This window comes from Kitasatospora fiedleri (assembly GCF_948472415.1).
Classification (GTDB): Bacteria; Actinomycetota; Actinomycetes; order Streptomycetales; family Streptomycetaceae; genus Kitasatospora; species Kitasatospora fiedleri.
The window spans coordinates 61,958-80,493 of the sequence record NZ_OX419520.1; the positions used below are offsets into that span (position 1 = coordinate 61,958).

Consider the following 18,536-nt stretch of genomic DNA (forward strand, 5'->3'; position numbering starts at 1 on the left):
TGGTACCAGGAGCCTGGTCATACGGGTACCAGCACCACCTGGATCTGCCCGCCGCGAGCCGCGACACTGGTGCGGTGACCACCTCGACGCCCGACCGCAGCGCCCTCGGCGCCTTCCTGCGCGCCCGCCGCGCCCGCCTCACCCCCGGCGACGTGGGCCTGCCCGCGGCCGGCCGCCGCCGCACGCCCGGCCTGCGGCGCGAGGAGGTCGCGCAGCTCGCCGGCGTCGGGGTCACCTGGTACACCTGGCTCGAACAGGGCCGGGCCAAGAACGCCTCCGACCAGGTCCTGGACGCGGTCGCGCGCGTCCTGCGCCTGGATGCCGCCGAACACCGGCACCTGATGGCGCTCGCGGGCCGCGGCACGGCCGCCCAGCCGGGGCCGCCGATCGACCTGCGCCCCGAGCACACCGCCCTGCTGGCCAAACTGCTGCCGTACCCGGCCGCCGTGCAGACCGACTGCTACGACCTGGTCGCGGCCAACCGCACCTACCGCTACCTGTTCGCCGACCTGGACGCGTACCCGGTCGAGGAACGCAACTGCGCCTGGCTGATGTTCACCGAACCGAGCTGGCGCAACAGCCTGGTCGACGAGGACACCGTCCTGCGCGAGATCACCGCGAAGCTCCGCACCCGCCAGCCCGAGCACCGCGACGACCCCCGCTGGAACGCCCTGATCACCCGGCTGCGCCAGGAGTCGCCGGACTTCGTGCGGCACTGGGAGTCGTACGAGGTCGTGGGCGACCGCACCCAGCTGCGCCGCTACCAGTCCCCGCGCGTCGGCACCCTCGACGTCCAGTTCCAGAGCCTGTGGCTGGACCGGGCCCGGGACGCCCGGATCGTCGTCATGACCCCCACCGACGCCGCCACCACCCAACGCCTGGAACGCCTCGACTCCCTGGTCGGCGCCGCCCCGGCCTGGACCTCCCGCGACGACTCCGCCGCCGACGCGGCCACCGGCGCCTGAGCACCCCGTCCTGGACGCCGCCGGTGCCGCCACGGCGCGCTCTGCGGCAGCCACATCGGCCGACTCGACGCGGTCGCCGACATCTCGGGCTGCTTCACCATCAGCTGACCCGCCGCACCCCGGGGCCGGCCGCCGGGCCTGTTCGCAGGCAGCCTCGACGTCCGCGAGCCAGCCGAGGTACCAGCCGGCGAAGTCCAGGGGAGAGCCGTCGGTGCCGCGCACCGGCTGAAGGTCCGTGCCGCCGATGCGATCGTCATGCCGCATTCGGCCCCGCTCCGGCCCGGTGACCACCAGCCGGACCACCGTCCAGCAGCCCTCCTCGCACGGGGGCAGCGCCCTAGCCGTGCGGCGCGGTCGTGGCGCCCGACCCTATCGCTGCCCCGGGCGCTCGGCCTGCCCGGGGCGCCGGCGCCGACGACGGCCGGAAAGTACCGCCGTCGAGCTCAGCGGAACCAGCAGAGCACCCGACAGAGGGGCCGGCCGTCGAACTCGCGGCCATCAAGATCGGCAGAACAACCGCCACCCACCGCCCCTTCCACGCCCGCCACCGCGCGAACGGATCGGCCGGACGCGGGCTGTCCGCCGGCGGTAGGGCAGACTGTGCCCATGAGTCCCGACCGCCGCCCCCTGGGGCTGGCCTTCTCCGAACCCGCGGCCGACCAGGCCCTCCCGGCAGGCCAACACCCGCGCCCCCTGTCCGTCGACCGCTCCCCGTTCCTCGAGCCGGACCCGGACGCGCCCGCCCCGCCGGCACTCCGCCGCCCGCCCAATCACCAGGTCTGAGCTCCCGATCCGGCTCGCCCTCTGCACCGTCCTGGCTGTCCCCGCCACCACCTCGGCCCCGCCCTTCGTGCTCTGACGGGGCGACAGAACCAGACTTCAGGAATCAAGCCGGACGCCTCCCCGCAGCACGCTGAGGAGGTCCTTCGCGGACGTGGTCGGCCAGGGCCCAGTAGCCGTGGTTGCGGCCGTCGTTCGGCACCACGGATTCCGGTTCCCGCCCCCGGGTCCCTGTCGCCACCTCTGCCCGGGCCGGCGCGCAGACCCACGGGAGCACTGCGCGCAGACCCACGGGAGCACTGCGGAGAGAAGGCGGACGTACGAGCGGCAGTGGCGTGACGGGCTCATCCATCGCTTCCCGATCGGGAGGCACGTCCCGGGCAAGGTCCGGGCCCCTCTCATGCCACGTGGTGACATCGCGGGCGGAGTCCTCGTGGAACTCGACGGCCTCCCGGTCGGCTTCGTCGACAGCGAGCAGCTGCCGCGTCGGTTCGACCGGTGGCCGCAGGCCGGGACGACCACTGGGTTCGAGATCCTGCGCCACTCGGCGCCGTCACTTCGCCAGGTCCGTTGAACCGCTGGTCCACCGTCACCTTCGACGGGACACGGGCTCGTGCGGCCTGCTTCGGCGACCTGTCGGCTCCGGGCTCGGCTCTGCACTTCCGCGTCGTTGAACTCCTTGAGGTCACACACCGCATCGCTGCTCCGCGTGAACGAAGCCGACCGCCCGTCGGGGTGTTGAACGTCGCCAGCCGTTGGTCGGTGGCCGTGCCGGTCTCCAGGCGGCGGACGGCACGCTCGCTCACCCCCGGCCGGCGCGCCAACTCCTCCTGGGAGCTCGGTCGGCTTCCACAACCCGCGCAGCAGGTCACCGAGTTGACCGGACACGAGGTTCTCCCTCCCGTCGGCTGTACTGGGTCCGGTGGCTCGGGTGATCGCCGCCCGCCCTCCCCGGCGACGCGGTCAGGCGCGGCGGCGGTCGCTGCTGTCGCGGAGGCGGGTGGTGTGGTGGATGAGCGTGTCGAGGCGGGTGGCGAGGTCGTGCTGGCCGGTGTCGAGGTGGGGGCGGATGGCGGTGAGGGGTGGGAGGAGGTCGGCGGGGTCGGTGGTGCCGAGGGCGGTGGTGAGGGCGGCTTGGGCCGGTTGGGCGTCGCGGGGGAGGGGGCGGCGGTGAGTTGGGCGGCGAGGACGCGCAGTTCGGCGGCGTGGTCGCGGGCCCAGGCGGTGACCGTACGGTCGGCGGCGCGGCGGTCGCGGACGGCCTTGACGCGTTCGGCGCCGGTCGCGCTCCGCGTCCCGCCGCCGCGGCCGGTGGCGGGTTTGAGGCGCAGGTAGCGGTTCTCGGCGGCCTGGCGGCTGGCCACGCCCATCGGGTGGGCGAGGTCGGCCCAGGTGGCGCCGGCTTCCCGGGCGGTCTCCACCAGGCCGGCCTCCCAGCCGGCGAGTTCGGTGCGCAGTTCGCGCAGCAGCAGCAGCGCGGCCAGGGCCTGTTCAGGCCCTTGCCGCGCGTCAGGGGTGGTGGGGGGCCGGGGCGCGGGGTCGTGGGCGGTGCGGACGGCGTCGTCGATGGCGGCCAGTGCCGCCGCGGTGGCCAGGAACGAGGCGGGCTCCGGCGGCCGGGGGCCGTCCGGGGCGGCGCTGCGGGGCTTCTCACTCATGCAGTCACCCTATCGGCGACATGGCGACTTGTCATCGGATGGATGACGCGCTACAAAGGTGTCAGGTGAAGCGCACTGGCAACCCATTCGATCCATGGAGGTGTTTCGCGATGCTGCTGCGCACTGACCCGTTCCGCGAGCTGGACCGACTGACCCAGCAGTTCGTCAACACGGCCGGCACCTGGTCCCGGCCGACCCCGATGCCGATGGACGCGTACCGCACCGGCGACGAGTACGTGATCTGCTTCGACCTGCCGGGGGTGGACCCGCAGGCGATCGACATCGACGTCGAGCGGAACATGGTGACCGTCAAGGCCGAGCGCCGCCCGCACCAGGAGGGCGAGGGCGTGAAGTGGGAGCTGTCCGAGCGCCCGCTCGGCGTGTTCTCCCGGCAGGTCATGCTCTCCGACACCCTCGACCCCGCCGGGATCAGCGCCGACTACGACGCCGGCGTACTGACCCTGAAGATCCCGGTCGCCGAGCGGGCCAAGCCCCGCAAGATCGCCATCGGCCACACCGGCGACCGCAAGCAGATCCGGGCCTGACCCGTTCCCGGAAGCCGTTCCCGGAGACCGTTCCCCGAAGCCGTTCCGAGCCGCCCCCGGTCCCGCTCCCCCCGCGATCGAAGGGGCGGCCGGAACGCCCTCCGACCCCCGGCCGCCCGGTGGCGGGCCGGCCGGCTGGGGGAGCGGGGCAACGCCGTGAACGACCGGCGCGTCGCCCGCCTGCCCGTGGGCGGGTCCCGGCGCCGCGCCGCCCGCCTGCTCACACTCACGGGCCCGCCCCGGTACCCGGCAGTCGAGACCGGCCGGGCACCGGGCGCGTCGGCCCTCGGGACGGAGGGAGAACCGCGATGACTCTTCGATGGGAGGCGTTCCTGGACAAGGTCCGGGAGCGCGGCGAGTACGGCACCCCGCAGGAGGCGGAGCGCGCGGCCCGGGTCGTCCTGGCCCTGCTGGGCGCCCACCTGGTCGGCGACGTCCGCGCCGAACTGGCCGCCCGCCTGCCGGAGACGATGGCCCTGATTCTGCTCAACCCGCTGCCCGCCGCCGAGCCGCTCGGCCCGGACCGCTTCGTCCGCGCGACCGCCGCCTGGATCGAGGGCGCCACCGAGGCCACGGCCCTGTGGGACGTCGGCGCCGTCCTGTCCACGGTGGCCGACGCCGCCGGCGAGGACCTCACCGGGCGCATCCTGCTCCAACTGCCGCCCGGCTACGACCTGTTGTTCGGCCGCCCGACCGCAGGCGAACGACCCTGACGACTCCCTCGCCCCGACCACGCCCCACCCCGACCCGCCCCACCCCGACCGCCCCTCCGCCCCGACCGCCGCCGCCGTCGGCGGCCAACCCCCGGAAGGTCCCACGGCCATGACCCGTTACCGCCACCTCCTCCAGCAGGTCCGCGACTTCGGCCGCTACTCCAGCGACGAGGAAGCCGAACGCGTCCTCGACGCCGTCCTGTCCGTCCTGGGCTCCCAGCTCACCGGAGACGAACGCCGCGACCTCGCCGCGGTCCTGCCCGAGCGGGCCCGCGCCGTCCTCACCGCCCAGATCCCGCTGCCCCGCCCCGTCGCCGCCCCCGCCTTCGTCGAAACGCTCGCCCACACCCTGGGCACCAGCCTCACCACCGCCCGCTGGGACGCCTCCTCCGTCCTGGCCGCCCTCACCACCCTCACCGACGCCCCCCTCACCGACCGCCTCCTCGCCCACCTGCCCCGCGGCTACGCCCTGCTGTTCGGCCGCGCCGACCTGGCCGCGGCCTGACTCCGTCCTGACGTCCCGTCAATCTCCTGACGTCCCGTCAACCTCCTGACGTCTCCCCAACGCGTGCCCGGCGGGGAGGAACGCTCGGCCCGAAGCGGGGCAGACGTGTTCCGACCGGACGGGCAGGAACGCTGGAAGAGGTGGACGGATGGACGAGGGGACGAGCACGCTGGTGTGGGTCGCCGGCGCGGCGCTGGTGGCGGCGACGGTGGTCGCGGCGGTCGTGCTGGTGGTCAAACTGGTGCGCACCAAGCGGCTGTTGGCCGACACCGGCATCCCGATGTCGAAGAAGGTGCTGTTCTGGGGAGCGATCGTCTACCTGATCTCCCCGGTGGACCTGCTGCCCGACCCGATCCTGTTCGACGACCTCGGCGTCCTGCTGCTGGCCCTGCGCTCGCTCGGCAAGGCCGTCCCCAAGGAAGCCGTCCAGGGGGCCGTCCACCGCACCGCCCGCCGCGCGGCCCGCCGCGACCGCCGACCGTGACCGCCGGCCGCCACCGGGGAGCGGGGCACCGCGCCGAGGCCCGCCCGGCCGCCGACGGGTCCGCCGGACGGCCGACCCGTCGGCGTGTACCGGCGGATGACGCGGTCGACTCCCGGCGCAGGTGCCAAAGTGGGGCACGGCCTTCCCGCGACGCGCCGGCCGGCGGCGGAGGCGGCCGGTACCCGCAGGCCGCCGCGCGGCGGTGCCCGCCCGGCGGCCCCCGGGCCGCCCACCGCGCGGGACCGTCCGGTACCGCGCGGACGGCCCGCGGTCCCGCCCAGACCCGGAAGGCAGGGGCGAGTTGAGAAGAGCCGCGGAGGCCGAGCCGCTCCGGCTGGTCGTCATCGGCGGCGGAGCCGCCGGACTCAGCCTGGCCCACTGGCTGGTCAGACAGGACCTGGAGGGCCGCCCCGGCGGCCCGCGGTTCGACGTGACCGTCATCGAGGCACCGGAGGGCCCGCTGCGCCCGGCGCCGCGGACCTGGTGCTTCTGGGACGACGGCCCGGGGGAGTACGACGAGGCCGTCCTCGCCCAGTGGTCCCGGCTGCGGATCACCGGCCCGGACGGGAGCACCGTCGAGGCGGCGCCCGCCCCGCTGCGCTACCGGATGCTGCGCTCCACCGCCTTCGAGGAACTGGTGCACGCCCGCCTCGCCGCCCACCCCCGGGCCAGGGTCCTGCGGGCCACGGTGCACCAGGTGCGGGCCCGGCCGGACGGGCGCCCCGGCGCCCGGGTGCGTGCCGAGGACGCGGCGGGCCGGCCGCTCACCCTCGACGCCGGACACGTCTTCGACTCCAGGCCGCCCACCCGGCTCCCCCCGGCCCGCACCACCCTGCTCCAGCACTTCCGCGGCTGGTTCGTGCGCACCGCCCGCCCGAGCTTCGACCCCGGCACGGCCCACCTGATGGACTTCCGCGTCCCGCAGCCCGCCCACGGCCTCGGCTTCGGCTACGTGCTGCCGCTGGCCCCCGACCGCGCCCTGGTGGAGTACACCGAGTTCTCCCGGCACCCGCTGACCGTCCCCGGGTACGAGCGCGCCCTGCACGGCTACGCCCGGCAGGTGCTGGGCCTGGACGAGTTCACGGTCGAGGAGGTCGAGCAGGGCGTCATCCCGATGACCGACGGCCGCTTCCCCCGCCGGGTCGGCCCCGCGCACGTGCGGATCGGTACGGCCGGCGGCGCCACCCGCCCCGCCACGGGGTACGCCTTCGCCGCCGTCCAGCGGCAGAGCCGCGCCATCGCCGCCGCCCTCGGCCGGTCGACGGCACCGGGCCGCCCCGCGCCGGCACCCGCGCCCCACGGACGTCGGGCCCTGGCCATGGACGCCGTCCTGCTGCGCGCCCTGGACACCGGCCGCGTCGACGGGCCCCGGTTCTTCACCGACCTGTTCCGCCGCACCCCCGCCGAGCAGGTGCTGCGCTTCCTGGACGGCGGCAGCACGCCCGTCGAGGAGCTGCGCATCGGCCTGCGCTGCCCCGTCGGCCCCATGCTGCGGTCGGCCGCCGAACTGCCCCTGCTGCCGCGCCGGACTCCGCCCGGCGCCCGCCCCGAACCCGCCCCGGACCCCCGTGAGGACGACCGTTGACAGCGCACCAGCACGACCCCCACGACCCGCACGACCAGCACCCGCACCACCGCGACCGGTACGACCAGCCCGCCGCGCACCGCCCGCCCGCCGCCCGGCGCGGCCGGGACCGTCGGGCCGAGGTGGTGCGGGCCGCCCCGGGCCACGCCCGCTTCCCCGGGTCCCGGCCGCCCCGGGTGGCCGTCGTGGGCGGCGGGATCGCCGGCCTGGCCGCCGCGACCGCGCTCGCCGAACGCGGCATCGAGGTGGTCCTGCACGAACGGGAGCCCGTGCTGGGCGGCCGGGTCGCCGGCTGGACCACCCGGCTCGCCGACGGCTCGACCGCCACCATGAGCCGCGGCTTCCACGCCTTCTTCCGCCAGTACTACAACCTGCGCGGTCTGCTGCGGCGCACCGACCCCGGCCTCACCCGGCTGACCGGCCTGCCCGACTACCCGCTGCGCCACCGCTCCGGAACGACCGACAGCTTCGCCCGGGTGCCGCGCACCCCGCCGCTCAGCGCCGCCGGCTTCGTCGCCCGCAGCCCCACCTTCGGCCTGCGCGACCTCGCCGCCCTGGACGCCCGGGCGGCCCTGCCGCTGCTGGACGTCCGCGTCCCGGAGGTCTTCGAGCGCCACGACACCACCAGCGCGCACGACTTCCTGCGGCGGATCAACTTCCCCGAAGCCGCCCACCACCTGGCCTTCGAGGTGTTCTCCCGCAGCTTCTTCACCGACCCGCGCGAGCTGTCCGCCGCCGAATTGCTGCTGATGTTCCACATCTACTTCCTCGGCTCCTCCGAAGGGCTGCTGTTCGACGTCCCCACCGAGCCCTACCCGCAGGCCCTGTGGGAGCCGCTGGCCGCCTACCTGGGCGCCCACGGCGTCGACCTGCGCACCGGGTCCGCCGTCGAGGGCGTCCGGCCGCTGCCCGGCGGCGACCTCGAGGTGCTCTCCGCGGACCGGGGGCCGAACGCCACCAGGCCGTGGTCCTCGCCCTGGACGCCGCCGGCCTGCGCCGCCTCGTCGCGGCCTCCGAGCAGCTGGGCGACCCGGCCTGGCGCGCCGACGTCGCAGCGCTGCGCACCGCGCCGCCCTTCCTGGTCTCCCGGCTCTGGCTGGACCGCCCGGTCGCCGCCGACCGGCCCGGCTTCCTCGGCACCAGCGGCTACGACGGACTGGACAACGTCAGCGTGCTGAACCACTGGGAGGGCGAGGCGGCCCGCTGGTCCGCCCGCACCGGCGGATCGGTCGTCGAGCTGCACGCCTACGCCGTGCCCGAGGACGCAGAACCCAAGGAGGTGCAGGAACGGATGGCGGCCCGGCTGCACGAGGTCTACCCGGAGACCCGGGACGCCCGCACGGTGGACGTCCGCCACGAATGGCGCCGGGACTGCCCGGTGTTCCCGGTCGGCGGATGGCCGCGCCGCCCCGGCGTCACCACCCCGCACCCCGCCGTCGTCCTGGCCGGCGACCTGGTCCGCACCGACCTGCCCGTCGCCCTGATGGAACGCGCCGCCACCACCGGCTTCCAGGCCGCCAACGCCCTGCTCGCCCGCTGGGGCGTGGCCGGCCAGACCCTGTGGACGGTGCCCCGGGCCGGCCGCTCCCGCCTGCTGCGCGCCGTGGCCCGCCGGGCGGCCCGCTGATCCCCGGGCGGGCGGGCCGCCCGGGTCGGCCGCCCCCCGTCAGCCGGGGAAGCGGCCGGTGCTGCGCAGCGCCCAGCGGCGCTCCGCGTAGGCCAGGTCGTCCCGCCACAGCCGGGCCGCGGCCCGGCGCATCAGCGGCCGCAGCGCCGGGGCGAGCGCCCGGGCCGCGGCGAAGCCGCGCCGCCCCGAGGCGGCGATGACGGCCTCCACCACCGCGGTGCGCGGCGCGGGGGAGGAGGGGCCGGTCAGCGGGGTGGCGTGGGTCTCCACCACCGAACCCTCCCCCTCGCCCTCGACGATCCGCATGACGACGGTGCGCGGCCCGGGCGCGGTGAAGACCGCCCGCACCGGCACCACCAGCCGCCCGGCCACCCGGAAGGACACGTCGACCACGAACCGGTCCTCCCCGGCGCCCTCCGGCGTCTCCACCACCGCGAGGTCCACGAACGAGTAGGGGTGGAACCAGGAGCCGTGCCACGGGTCCAGGCGGTTGGCCACCACGTCCGCGGGCTCGCACCGGCCCAGCCCCGTGTACACCGCCGTGACCGCCCCCCGCGCCTCCGGCCGCGCCACCGCCACCGGCCGCTCGGTGGGCTCCCCGCCGCCCACGGCGTCCAGCCGCACCCACGCCAGCACCCCGTCCTCGTGCACCGGGTAGGGCTCCCAGCCCGCCACCGGACCGCCGTTCAGGGCCAGGCCGTGCCAGTGGCACACCAGCGTGCCGCACACCACCCGGCTGTCCTTCAGCGGCGCGCCCAGGTGCGGGCAGCTCCCCGCCCCGGCCCGCAGCGCCCCCGCCGCGTCCCGCCACAGCACCACCTCCGCGCCGCCGACCAGCCGCCCGCACGGCCGACCGCCGCCGGCGACCCCGGCGCGGCCGACGACGAACCAGTTCCCGGCGGGCCGGGCCGCCGCCCGTTCGAGCGCGGCGGCGATCAGCGCGGGCCGCGCCGCCCGCCACGACGGCTCCTGCCGCGCCCAGCCCGGGCCCCGGCGCAGCCGCAGCGGGGGAGTCCAGCGGACGGACCGCTCACCGGGCCCGCCCCCGGACCGCCGGACGGCGGCGCGCCGGGCCCGGCGGCGGGCCGGAGCGCCCCGGAGCCCGCACCCTGGCGGCCAGGATGCGGGTCAGCCCCGACGCGGCGACGGCCGCCCGCCGGCGCAGCGGCACCACCGAACGCCGGTGCAGCACGGCGTAGCCGTCCTCGGCGATCGCGTCCAGGATGCCGCCGTAGAGCAGGAAGGCCGTCCGGATGCAGGGCCGCACCCGGGGCTCCAGCATCGCGATGCCCGGCTCGGCGTCCCGGTAGACCCCGCGGGCGAGCGCGGCGCCGGCCGTCAGCGCGGCCCGGATGCGGGCGTCGTCCCGGCCGGTGCGGCGGCTCCACTCCAGCAGCGGCCGGTCCACCCCGTGGGCCGCCAGCAGGTCGGCCGGCAGGTACACCCGGCCGCGGTCCAGGTCCTCGCCCACGTCGCGCAGGAAGTTGGTCAGCTGGAACGCCACCCCCAGCGCCGCCGCGTGCGGCTCGGCCTCGGCGCGGCCCGTCACCGTGCCGAGGACGGGCAGCATCTGCAGGCCGATCACCGCCGCCGAGCCGTGCATGTAGCCGTACAGGTCCCGGTAGGTGGGGTAGTCCGTGACGGTGAGGTCGGCGCGCATCGAGGCCATGAAGTCCGTGAACAGCGCCGGGTCGATCCCGTACCGCCCGGCGGTGTCGGCGACCGCCCGCACCACCGGCTCCGCCGCGTCGCCGCGCCGCAGGCCCCCGGCCAGGTCCCGCTCCAGCGCGCCCAGCAGCCGGTCGCGCTCCGCGGGCGTCTCGCGCCGGTCCAGCCCGTCGACGATGTCGTCCGCCCAGCGGGCGAAGCCGTACAGCGCGTGGACCGCGCACCGGCGCTCGGGCGGCAGCAGCCGGGTGGCCAGGAAGTAGGTGCGGCCGTGCCGGGCGTTGAGCTCGCGGCAGGCGGTGTACGCCGCCCGCAGGGCGGGGCCGTGATCCCCGCCGCGTCCAGTTCACGGGCCGTCATGCGGTGCTCCTGCCGTCGGGGTCGAGGTCGAGGACGGGGTCGAGGACGGGACCGACGCCGCGTCCGGGCCGGGCGGCGCGGCGGACGCCGATGGCGGGCGGCGGCGGGCCGGGCCGGGGCGGGCCGGGCCGGTGATCCGGGCGGCGGCGAGCTTCCCGCTGATCAGGACGGTCGGCACGCCGACCCCGGGCGTGGTGCCGCAACCGGCGAGCACCACGTTCTCCAGGCCACGCACCAGGTTGCGCGGCCGGAACGGGCCGGTCTGCGCGAAGGTGTGGGCCGCCGAGAACGGGGTGCCCGCCGCGTGCCCCCGGGCGGTCCAGTCGGCCGGGGTCACCAGGCACTCCTCCTCGACGGACGCGCCGAGCCCGGTCAGCCCGCGCCGCTCCAGGGTGTCGAGCAGGTGCCGGCGGTAGCCCGGCGCGAGGTCGCCCCAGGCCGCGGCACCCGGGCCGACGGCGGTGTTGGGCACCGGCGCCAGCACGTAGTGGGTGTGCCGGCCGGCCGGGGCCAGCGACGGATCGGTGCCGGTCGGCCGGGTGATCAGCAGCGAAGGGTCCGTCATCAGGCTGCCGGTGCGGGTCAGTTCGTCGAAGGTCCGCTCCCAGGCGTGGCCGAAGGACAGGGTGTGGTGGGCCAGCTCGGGCCAGGTCCGGTCGGTGCCCAGGTGCAGCACGACCGCCGAGGGCGAGAACCGCAGCGGCAGCGCCCGCCGCGGAGCCCGCCCCAGCAGCCGGTACGCCACCGGCAGGTCGGGGGTCAGCACGACCGCGTCGCAGGCGATCCGCCCGCGGTCCGTGACCACGGCCGTGACCCGGCCGCCCCGGCGTTCCAGGCCGGTGACGGTGCTCCCGTACCGGAACTCGGCGCCCGCCGCGGCGGCGGCGTCGGCCATCGCCCGGGGCAGCGCGTGCATGCCCCCGCGCGGGAACCACACCCCGGCCACGGTGTCCATGTAGGCGATCACCGCGTAGGCGGCCAGCGCCCGGGCCGGCGCCACCCCCGCGTACAGGGACTGGAACGAGAAGACCCGTTGCAGCCGCTCGTCGCGCAGGTGGCGCCCGATCCGCGGGGCGAGCCGGCCGAACCCGCCCAGGGCGGCCAGCCGCGCCAGGTCGGGATTGAGCAGCTGCCACGGCGAGTCGAAGTTGGTGTCGATGAAGCGCCGCATCTGCGCCCGGTAGAGCCGGGTGAGCCAGTGGCGCAGCTCCCGGTAGCCCGCCGCCTCCCGCGCGCCGGCGAACCGCGCCACCTCGGCCTCCATCGCCTGCGCGTCGGTGTGCACGTCCAGCGCGCTGCCGTCCGCGAACCGGGCCCGGTAGGCGGGGTGCAGCGGCAGCAGGTCGACGTGCGCGCGCAGCGAGGTGCCCACCGCCGCGAACGCCTCGTCGGCGAGCTCGGGCATGGTCAGCACGGTCGGCCCGGTGTCGAACAGGTACCCGCCGCGCCGGATTCGCCCGGCCCGCCCACCGGGCTCCCCGTCCCGTTCGACGACGGTCACCCGCCGCCCCGCGCCGACCAGGTGGCAGGCGGCGGACAGCCCGGCCAGGCCCGCCCCGACCACGACGACGTGATCGGCCGACGGCACGGCCCGGCTCACCGCGCACCCCCCGCGCCGCCCGCGCCGACGGGCGGCAGCCCGGCGGTCGCCCGCAGCAGGGCGGCCAGCCGCTCGGCACCGGGAGCCAGCGGACGGGCCCGCTCCAGGTACTCCGTGCTGCGCGCGGAGAGCCGCTCGATGCGGGACTGGACGGCGGCCCGCGCCCCGGTGGCCACCAGCGCCTCCCGGACCCGGTCCAACGCGGCCTCGTCCAGTTCCGGGTCGCCCAGGTACCGGCCCAGCACCTCCGAGGAGGCGCGGTCGCGCCGGGCGACCGCCCGGGCCCGCGCCACCGCGAACAGGTAGGTGGGCTTGCCGGCCCGGACGTCGTCGCCGCAGGGCTTGCCGGTCCGCGCCGGGTCCCCGAAGACCCCGTCCAGGTCGTCCTTGAACTGGAAGGCGACGCCCGCGCAGCGGCCCGCGCGGCGCAGCGCCTCCACCTGCTCCGGCCGGGCCCCGGCCAGCACGGCCCCCAGGTGGACCGGCCGCTCCACCGAGTACATCGCGCTCTTGAGCTCCGCGACCCGGATCGCCCGGGCCGGCGCACGCGACCCGGTCACCTGGCCGTGCACGTCGAGGTACTGGCCGGCCACCATCTCCATCCGCAGGTCCGACCAGACCTCCCGCACCTGCTGCCGTTGGGGCTCCCGCAGCTCCGACCGCGCGGCGGCGGCCAGGTCGTCGGCCCAGACCAGCGCCAGGTCCCCGGCCAGGACGCCCGCGGCCGCACCGAGGTCCGCGGCCCCCGCTCGCCCACCCCCGGCGCGTACTGGGCGGCCACGTCCACGTGCAGGGCCCGACGGCCGCGGCGCGTCGCCGAACCGTCCATCACGTCGTCCTGGACGAGCGCGCACGTCTGCAGCAGCTCCAGCGCGGCCCCCGTGGCCAGCGCGGCCCCGACCGGCACGTCCGGCCCCCCGCACGCGCGCACCGCCCACCACAGCAGCCGCGCCCGCACCCGCTTGCCCCCGCGCCCGGTGAAGTCCGCCACCCGGTGGGCGAGGTCGGCCGCGAACGTCCCGTCGACGGCGCCCGCCCGCGCCACCCGGCCCGCCAGCCACTCGTCGAGCACCCGGCCGACCGCGGCCGACACGTCACCGTCCACGCCCCGCACCACCGGCGAGGCCCGGGCCGCGACCGGCAGCCCCGGCCCACCGGGGGAGCGCCCCCGCCCGCCCAGCGGACGGACCGCACCGGAGCGACCGCCCCGCTCGGACGGGGCGGCCGCGCTCCCCGTGGATGCCGACAGCGATACGGAGGACATCGAGCTCGCTTTCCCGTCGGATAACGCTGCGCACACCCGCGCGGGGCGCCGCGCGGGCGCCGCGCGCCGACGGCGCAGGAGGCTCTCTTCGTCTATCCCCGGATTCGGCCGCCCAGTCGTTCCCGGCGGACGATTCACCCCGCGAGCGGCCCCTTCCGCGGTCCGGCACCGCCCCGGCCGCCGGGGCTACTCCCCCCGGTCCCCTCCGTCGGCCCGGTCCCCGGCGGGGTTGAGCGCGGCGACGACCCGGTCGTAGTCGCCGCGGGCCTCCCCGTAGCGCAGGAACTTCACGCGCTCCACCTGGATCTCCTTCGCGTCGGGCCGGGCCTCGATCAGTCCGATCACCTCCGCGGTGAACTCCGCCAGCGGCATGGCCGCCTCGTTGTCCTCGTGCCCGGGCATGAGGGCGGTGCGGACGGCCGGGGGCACCAGCTCCACGACCTTGACGGAGGTGTCGGCGAGCTGCAGCCGGACGGACTCGCTGAGCATGTGGACGGCGGCCTTCGTCGCGTTGTACGTCGGGGTGGCCTTCAGCGGAGCGAACGCCAGACCGGACGAGACGGTCATGATCGTGGCGTCCGGCTGCCGCTGGAGGTGTTCGACGAACGCCGCGATCAGCCGGATCGTGCCGAGCAGGTTCGTGGTGACCGTGGCCTCGGCGGTGGCCAGGAACGACGCGGGGCTGTGCCAGTTCTCGGCGCTCATCACCCCGGCCATCGGCACCAGGACGTTCAGGTCGGGGTGGCGGGCGAGGACCTCCTTCGCCGCCGCGTCGATGCTCGCCGGGTCGGCGGCGTCCACCAGCACGGTGTCGATGCCGGGGTGCTCGGCCGCGATGCGCTCCAGCAGCTCGGCGCGCCGGCCGCCCACGACGACGGTGTTGCCCCGGTCGCGCAGCGCCAGTGCGAGCGACAGCCCGATGCCGCTGGTGGAGCCGGGGATGAAGACGGTGTTTCCGGAGATGTTCATGCCTCCGACTATCGTCCGCCGCCGGGGCCGGTGGCAGGGACGCCTCATCGGGGACCGCCGGTCCCTGGCTGAGCGGCGGCGACGGGACGACAATCGGACCCATGGACCGTGCCGCACTCGCCGACTTCCTGCGCCGCCGCCGCGAGGCACTGCGCCCGGAGGACGTCGGCCTGCCCCTGGGCGCCCGTCGCCGGGCCCCCGGCCTGCGCCGGGAGGAGGTCGCCTCGCTCGCCGTGATGTCGACCGACTACTACACCAGGCTGGAGCAGCGGCGCGCCCCCCAGCCCAGCGCGCACATCCTGTCCGCGCTCGCCCGCGCCCTGCGGCTGACCGGGGACGAACGCGACTACCTGTACCGGATCGCCGGGCACAACGCCCCGGCCGCCCGGTCGGCCTCGCCCCACGTCGCCCCCGCGCTGCTGCGGGTGCTCGACCGCCTCGCCGACACACCGGCGCTGGTCCTCAGCGACCTGGGCGAGACACTGGTGCAGAACGGCCTGGCCGCGGCCCTGTTCGGCGACGCCTCGCACCTGACCGGCCCGGCCCGCAGCGCGATCTACCGCTGGTTCACCGACCCCTCCGCCCGGCTGCTCTACCCCGAGCCGGACCGGGACCGGCAGAGCCGCGCCCAGGTCGCGAGCCTGCGCGCCGCCTACGGCGTCCGCGGCCCGCGATCCACCGCGGGCGAGCTGGTCCGGGCCCTGAGCCGGGCCAGCGAGGAGTTCGCCGACCTGTGGGCGCGCCACGAGGTCGCCCGGCGCTTCGAGGACCACAAGACGCTCGTCCACCCCGAAGTCGGACCGATCGAGGTCGACTGCCAGGCCCTGTTCACCGAGGACCAGTCCCAGGTGCTGCTCGTGCTCACCGCCGCACCCCGCAGCGAGAGCGAGGAGAAGCTCCGCCTGCTCGCCGTCCTGGGACCCCACCGCTTCACCGCACCGGACCGCCGGTGAGGGCCGGGTCACGGGCGGTTCCCCGCCGGTGCGCCGCCCGACCGGCCGCCCGCACCGCATGCACGTCCCGGCCCGCGCGAAGCCGCCCGGGCCGGCCGATCCCGCCGGGCACCGCCCGGGCGGGCTACGAGGCGGCCCGCAGCACCTCGTAGCCCGCCTGGACGAACCGCCCGTTCAGGGTGGGCCCGGCGTTGGCCAGCGCCGCCACCGCGGCCCGCCCCTGCGGGCAGAAGCCGACGAAGGCCGTGAACCCCCGGGTGCCGCCGGAGTGGAAGTACAGGTCCCGCCCGCCGGAGCGGCGGCGGTTCCACACCAGGCACAGCTCGTCGCCGGAGGCCGACAGCCGCAGCCGCGGCCGCTGGACGTCCGCCAGGGCGGGCGCCAGCGCGGCGGAGCGGGAGTCGAGGTGGGCCCGCAGGTAGCGCAGCAGGTCGGCGCCGCTCGCCCGCACCGCGCCCGCCCCGGCAGGCCCGGAATCCGCCAGGGCGGCAGCGCGCGTCCGCGCCGGTACCCGACCGCGCGTCCGGCCGCGTCCGGGGCGCACGTCGTGGCGCCGAGACCCAGCGGCGACAGGACCCGTTCGGCGAGCAGTTCGCCGTACGGCAGCCCGGCGCGCTCCGCCATCGCCCGGCCGAGCAGCCCGACCCCGTAGTTGGAGTACCGGTACCGACGGCCCGGACTGACGCGCACGGTGGTCCTGGCCAGCGCCGCCCGCAGCTCCTCCTCGCCGAAGGACGCGTACGGATTGCTGTTCCACGCGGGCAGGGCCGCCGCGAGCAGCCCCGGGGGCAGCCGGGGCAGGCCCGCCGTGTGGGTGGCCAGGTGCAGCAGCCGGACCGGCTCGCGGGAGCGGACGGCCACCGCGGGCCAGTGGGCGGGCAGCAGGCGGTCCACCGCCTCGTGCAGGGCGAGCTCCCCGCGCGCGGCCATCGCGGCGAGCAGCAGCGCGGTGAACGTCTTGCTGACGGAGCCGAGTTCGAAGACGGTGTCCGGGGTGCACGGGCCCGCCCGCCCCCGCCCGGTCCGCCCGGCGCACCGCACCTCCTCCCGATCGCCGCGCACCACGGCCACCGTGACGGCGGTCGCGGACGACGACACGGCCGCCCGCACCGCCGCCGCGACCGCGGCGTCCACCCCGCTCACACGGCCGCCGTCGCCCGCAGCGCCCGGGCCAGCGTGACGTCGCCGGCCACCACCGCGACGACGGCGGTGTGCTGGTGGTCCAGGAACGCCCGCTCGCGGTCCTCGTCCACCGGGTCGGTGTCGCGGGGCAGCAGCCCGTCCTCGTGCTGGGCGGCGGCCAGCGCGTCCCAGCCCTGCCGCCCGGTGGCCGGCTCGCCGATGCAGGCGTCGACCACCAGCAGCTCCGCGACGAGGTCCCACTGCCCGACCTCCACCCAGACGTCGAGCCAGACGGGGAGCCAGTCCCGGACGTAGTCGTGCATCGGCCGGGGGAGGCCCTCCGGGCGGGCGCCCCAGTCGGTGAGGTGGAAGACGGTGTGGGTGATGTCGTACCCGGTCATCCAGTTCACGGCCCAGGGCTCCGGCCTGGCGCCGAGCCAGGTGCCCAGGGCGAGCGCCTCCCAGTCCGGCCGGTGGCCGAGCCCGACGACCCGCCGGGCGTTGGCGACGCCCAGGCGCCGGTTGGCCCGGATCTCCTCGGCGTGCGCGGCCCGCAGCCGGCTGAGCGAGTCGAGCAGCTCCTCCAGCGCCGGGTGCCGGTAGCCGGCCCGGGCGAAGTGGCCGTAGGTCTCCAGCGGGTCGGTCATGGTGAAGTGGTGCAGCTGGCGCTCGTACAGCAGGTCGCCCTCGCGCAACTGCGCCCAGCAGCCGTCGAGCAGGTCGCGTGCGGCGCGGGCGTCGGCGGGCGCGCTGACGCCGTCGCGCAGGACGAGGGAGGCGGCGAGGGCGACCTCGCCGAGCGGTTTGTAGGCGTTGTCGGGATCGGCGAAGTCGATCAGGGTGCTGTCCGGAATCCGCCCGAGGCCGTCCCGGTGCGCGGAGTGCAGCCAGGACAGCGCGCGGGAGCCGAGCCGCTGCGCGGTGGCGAGGACGCGGGTGTCGGTCATGCCGCCCGCCTCCCGTCGGCGGAGCCGTCGAGCAGGCGGCGGGCGACGGCGAGGCCCAGCCCGGTGCGGGCGCTGCCGTCGCCGGCCAGCCGAATCCGGTCCAGGACGGGTTCGACCTCCAGGCGCGGCGGCAGGCCCTCGGCGCCGGTCCAGGCGAGCCAGCGGACGAGCCGGGCGGCGGTGGCGAGGTCGTGGCGCAGCAGGGAGCGGACGGTGCCGCGGGCGAGGTCCAGGGCGTGCGCGCGGGCACCCGCGTGCACCGGGCCGTCGAGCCCGGGCAGCGCCAGCCCGGACAGCTGGGACATCCGCACCGACCAGACCTGCCAGCCGACCTCCTCCGGTCCGGGCAGCGCGGGCGGCACCGGTGCGGCCTCCCCGTACGGGGTGCGGGCGAGGAACCGGCCGACGGCCCAGTCCTGCCACTCGACCACCCGGGCCGCCTCCGGCGACGGGGCGGCCGGGGCCGGGAACGTCCGCCGGGCCCGGGCCAGCAGCGCGGCGGTGGGACCGTCGGGCTCGGCCCCGGCCAGCAGCTGCGGGGCGAACAGGTCGGCCCCGAGGACCCGGACGGCGGCCAGCAGCGGGCGGGAGGCGGTCGCCTCGAAGCCGGTCGCCTCCAGGTCCGGCGGCTCCGGGAGCGCGGCCACGGGAGCGCCGTCCCGGAGGGCGTCGAGCGTCCGGCGCGCCAGCTGTTCGACGGCGGCGGCGTACTCGTCGCGCAGTGGTGTCTCGGCGAACGGCATCTGCGAAGTCCCTCCTGGTCCGCGGCGGGTACGTTGCGTAGCGGGTGC

Annotated in this window: 15 protein-coding genes and 5 pseudogenes; 9 read left to right on the forward strand and 11 right to left on the reverse strand. The window is 76.9% G+C overall.

Annotated elements, in window-relative coordinates:
• The first annotated feature begins 74 nt into the window (after positions 1 to 74).
• Both QMQ26_RS36495 and QMQ26_RS36500 read left to right on the forward strand, forming a co-directional pair.
• Positions 75 to 965 (forward strand): helix-turn-helix transcriptional regulator, encoded by an 891-nt coding sequence (locus tag QMQ26_RS36495; RefSeq protein ID WP_100834369.1) that lies wholly within the window; start codon positions 75 to 77, stop codon positions 963 to 965.
• Positions 966 to 2,178: 1,213 nt separating this feature from the next.
• Entirely contained in the window at positions 2,179 to 2,319 is a 141-nt protein-coding gene (locus QMQ26_RS36500) for a hypothetical protein (RefSeq protein ID WP_282206737.1), read from the forward strand.
• A 389-nt stretch (positions 2,320 to 2,708) separates the two neighbouring features.
• Here QMQ26_RS36500 and QMQ26_RS36505 read toward each other — a convergent pair.
• Positions 2,709 to 3,403, reverse strand: a pseudogene (locus QMQ26_RS36505) (type III effector protein).
• A 110-nt stretch (positions 3,404 to 3,513) separates the two neighbouring features.
• Here QMQ26_RS36505 and QMQ26_RS36510 point away from each other — a divergent pair.
• From QMQ26_RS36510 to QMQ26_RS36535, 6 genes and pseudogenes are all read left to right on the forward strand, one after another.
• Entirely contained in the window at positions 3,514 to 3,948 is a 435-nt protein-coding gene (locus QMQ26_RS36510; protein ID WP_100834365.1) for an Hsp20/alpha crystallin family protein, read from the forward strand.
• Positions 3,949 to 4,256: 308 nt separating this feature from the next.
• Positions 4,257 to 4,661 carry a DUF2267 domain-containing protein gene (locus QMQ26_RS36515; RefSeq protein WP_282206738.1) on the forward strand — a complete coding sequence of 135 codons (405 nt, stop codon included), beginning with the start codon at positions 4,257 to 4,259 and terminating at the stop codon, positions 4,659 to 4,661.
• Between the two features lie 109 nt (positions 4,662 to 4,770).
• Entirely contained in the window at positions 4,771 to 5,166 is a 396-nt protein-coding gene (locus QMQ26_RS36520) for a DUF2267 domain-containing protein (RefSeq protein ID WP_199846879.1), read from the forward strand.
• Positions 5,167 to 5,314: 148 nt separating this feature from the next.
• The gene (locus QMQ26_RS36525) at positions 5,315 to 5,650 is read left to right on the forward strand and encodes a YkvA family protein (protein WP_282206739.1); all 336 of its coding nucleotides are present in this window, start codon (positions 5,315 to 5,317) and stop codon (positions 5,648 to 5,650) included.
• Positions 5,651 to 5,951: 301 nt separating this feature from the next.
• On the forward strand, positions 5,952 to 7,235 hold the full coding sequence (locus QMQ26_RS36530; RefSeq protein ID WP_282206740.1) for a lycopene cyclase family protein: 1,284 nt from the start codon (positions 5,952 to 5,954) through the stop codon (positions 7,233 to 7,235).
• Positions 7,236 to 7,360: 125 nt separating this feature from the next.
• Positions 7,361 to 8,862 (forward strand): annotated as a pseudogene (locus tag QMQ26_RS36535) (FAD-dependent oxidoreductase).
• A 39-nt stretch (positions 8,863 to 8,901) separates the two neighbouring features.
• On the opposite strand, the gene QMQ26_RS36540 reads toward QMQ26_RS36535, so the two are convergent.
• The 6 genes and pseudogenes from QMQ26_RS36540 to QMQ26_RS36565 form a co-directional block, all read right to left on the reverse strand.
• Positions 8,902 to 9,867 (reverse strand): DUF5914 domain-containing protein, encoded by a 966-nt coding sequence (locus tag QMQ26_RS36540; protein ID WP_282206803.1) that lies wholly within the window; start codon positions 9,865 to 9,867, stop codon positions 8,902 to 8,904.
• A gap of 25 nt (positions 9,868 to 9,892) precedes the next feature.
• A pseudogene (locus QMQ26_RS36545) lies at positions 9,893 to 10,890 on the reverse strand (phytoene/squalene synthase family protein).
• A complete protein-coding gene (gene crtI, locus QMQ26_RS36550) occupies positions 10,877 to 12,490 on the reverse strand; it encodes a phytoene desaturase family protein (protein WP_282206741.1) in 1,614 nt (537 codons plus the stop codon). The pseudogene QMQ26_RS36545 and the gene crtI overlap by 14 nt, the downstream one beginning before the upstream one ends.
• Positions 12,487 to 13,431, reverse strand: a complete 945-nt coding sequence (locus QMQ26_RS36555; protein WP_318552301.1) for a polyprenyl synthetase family protein — start codon at positions 13,429 to 13,431, stop codon at positions 12,487 to 12,489. Before QMQ26_RS36555 ends, crtI begins: the two co-directional genes overlap by 4 nt.
• Positions 13,326 to 13,754: pseudogene (locus tag QMQ26_RS36560) on the reverse strand (polyprenyl synthetase family protein); the annotation flags it as partial. The gene QMQ26_RS36555 and the pseudogene QMQ26_RS36560, both read right to left, overlap by 106 nt.
• A 186-nt stretch (positions 13,755 to 13,940) precedes the next feature.
• Positions 13,941 to 14,723, reverse strand: a complete 783-nt coding sequence (locus QMQ26_RS36565; RefSeq protein ID WP_282206743.1) for an SDR family oxidoreductase — start codon at positions 14,721 to 14,723, stop codon at positions 13,941 to 13,943.
• A 101-nt stretch (positions 14,724 to 14,824) separates the two neighbouring features.
• Here QMQ26_RS36565 and QMQ26_RS36570 point away from each other — a divergent pair, with 101 nt between their 5' ends.
• Entirely contained in the window at positions 14,825 to 15,676 is an 852-nt protein-coding gene (locus QMQ26_RS36570; RefSeq protein WP_282206744.1) for a helix-turn-helix transcriptional regulator, read from the forward strand.
• A 124-nt stretch (positions 15,677 to 15,800) separates the two neighbouring features.
• On the opposite strand, the gene QMQ26_RS36575 is transcribed toward QMQ26_RS36570, so the two are convergent.
• From QMQ26_RS36575 to QMQ26_RS36590, 4 genes and pseudogenes are all read right to left on the reverse strand, one after another.
• Positions 15,801 to 16,127, reverse strand: a complete 327-nt coding sequence (locus QMQ26_RS36575; protein WP_282206805.1) for a serine hydrolase — start codon at positions 16,125 to 16,127, stop codon at positions 15,801 to 15,803.
• An 80-nt stretch (positions 16,128 to 16,207) separates the two neighbouring features.
• Positions 16,208 to 16,819 (reverse strand): annotated as a pseudogene (locus QMQ26_RS36580) (serine hydrolase domain-containing protein); the annotation flags it as partial.
• Positions 16,816 to 17,745 (reverse strand): DUF6895 family protein, encoded by a 930-nt coding sequence (locus tag QMQ26_RS36585; protein ID WP_100834353.1) that lies wholly within the window; start codon positions 17,743 to 17,745, stop codon positions 16,816 to 16,818. The pseudogene QMQ26_RS36580 and the gene QMQ26_RS36585, both read right to left, overlap by 4 nt.
• Positions 17,742 to 18,488 (reverse strand): hypothetical protein, encoded by a 747-nt coding sequence (locus tag QMQ26_RS36590; protein ID WP_282206745.1) that lies wholly within the window; start codon positions 18,486 to 18,488, stop codon positions 17,742 to 17,744. Before QMQ26_RS36590 ends, QMQ26_RS36585 begins: the two co-directional genes overlap by 4 nt.
• Between the last annotated feature and the right edge of the window lie 48 nt (positions 18,489 to 18,536).

Bases quoted from the DNA above. Each gene is read 5' to 3' on its own strand.
- QMQ26_RS36510 (WP_100834365.1), top strand. From the start codon at position 3,514: ATGCTGCTGCGCACTGACCCGTTCCGCGAGCTGGACCGACTGACCCAG.
- QMQ26_RS36515 (WP_282206738.1), top strand. From the start codon at position 4,257: ATGACTCTTCGATGGGAGGCGTTCCTGGACAAGGTCCGGGAGCGCGGC.
- QMQ26_RS36520 (WP_199846879.1), top strand. From the start codon at position 4,771: ATGACCCGTTACCGCCACCTCCTCCAGCAGGTCCGCGACTTCGGCCGC.
- QMQ26_RS36525 (WP_282206739.1), top strand. From the start codon at position 5,315: ATGGACGAGGGGACGAGCACGCTGGTGTGGGTCGCCGGCGCGGCGCTG.
- QMQ26_RS36565 (WP_282206743.1), bottom strand. From the start codon at position 14,723: ATGAACATCTCCGGAAACACCGTCTTCATCCCCGGCTCCACCAGCGGC.
- QMQ26_RS36570 (WP_282206744.1), top strand. From the start codon at position 14,825: ATGGACCGTGCCGCACTCGCCGACTTCCTGCGCCGCCGCCGCGAGGCA.
- QMQ26_RS36585 (WP_100834353.1), bottom strand. From the start codon at position 17,745: ATGACCGACACCCGCGTCCTCGCCACCGCGCAGCGGCTCGGCTCCCGC.
- QMQ26_RS36590 (WP_282206745.1), bottom strand. From the start codon at position 18,488: ATGCCGTTCGCCGAGACACCACTGCGCGACGAGTACGCCGCCGCCGTC.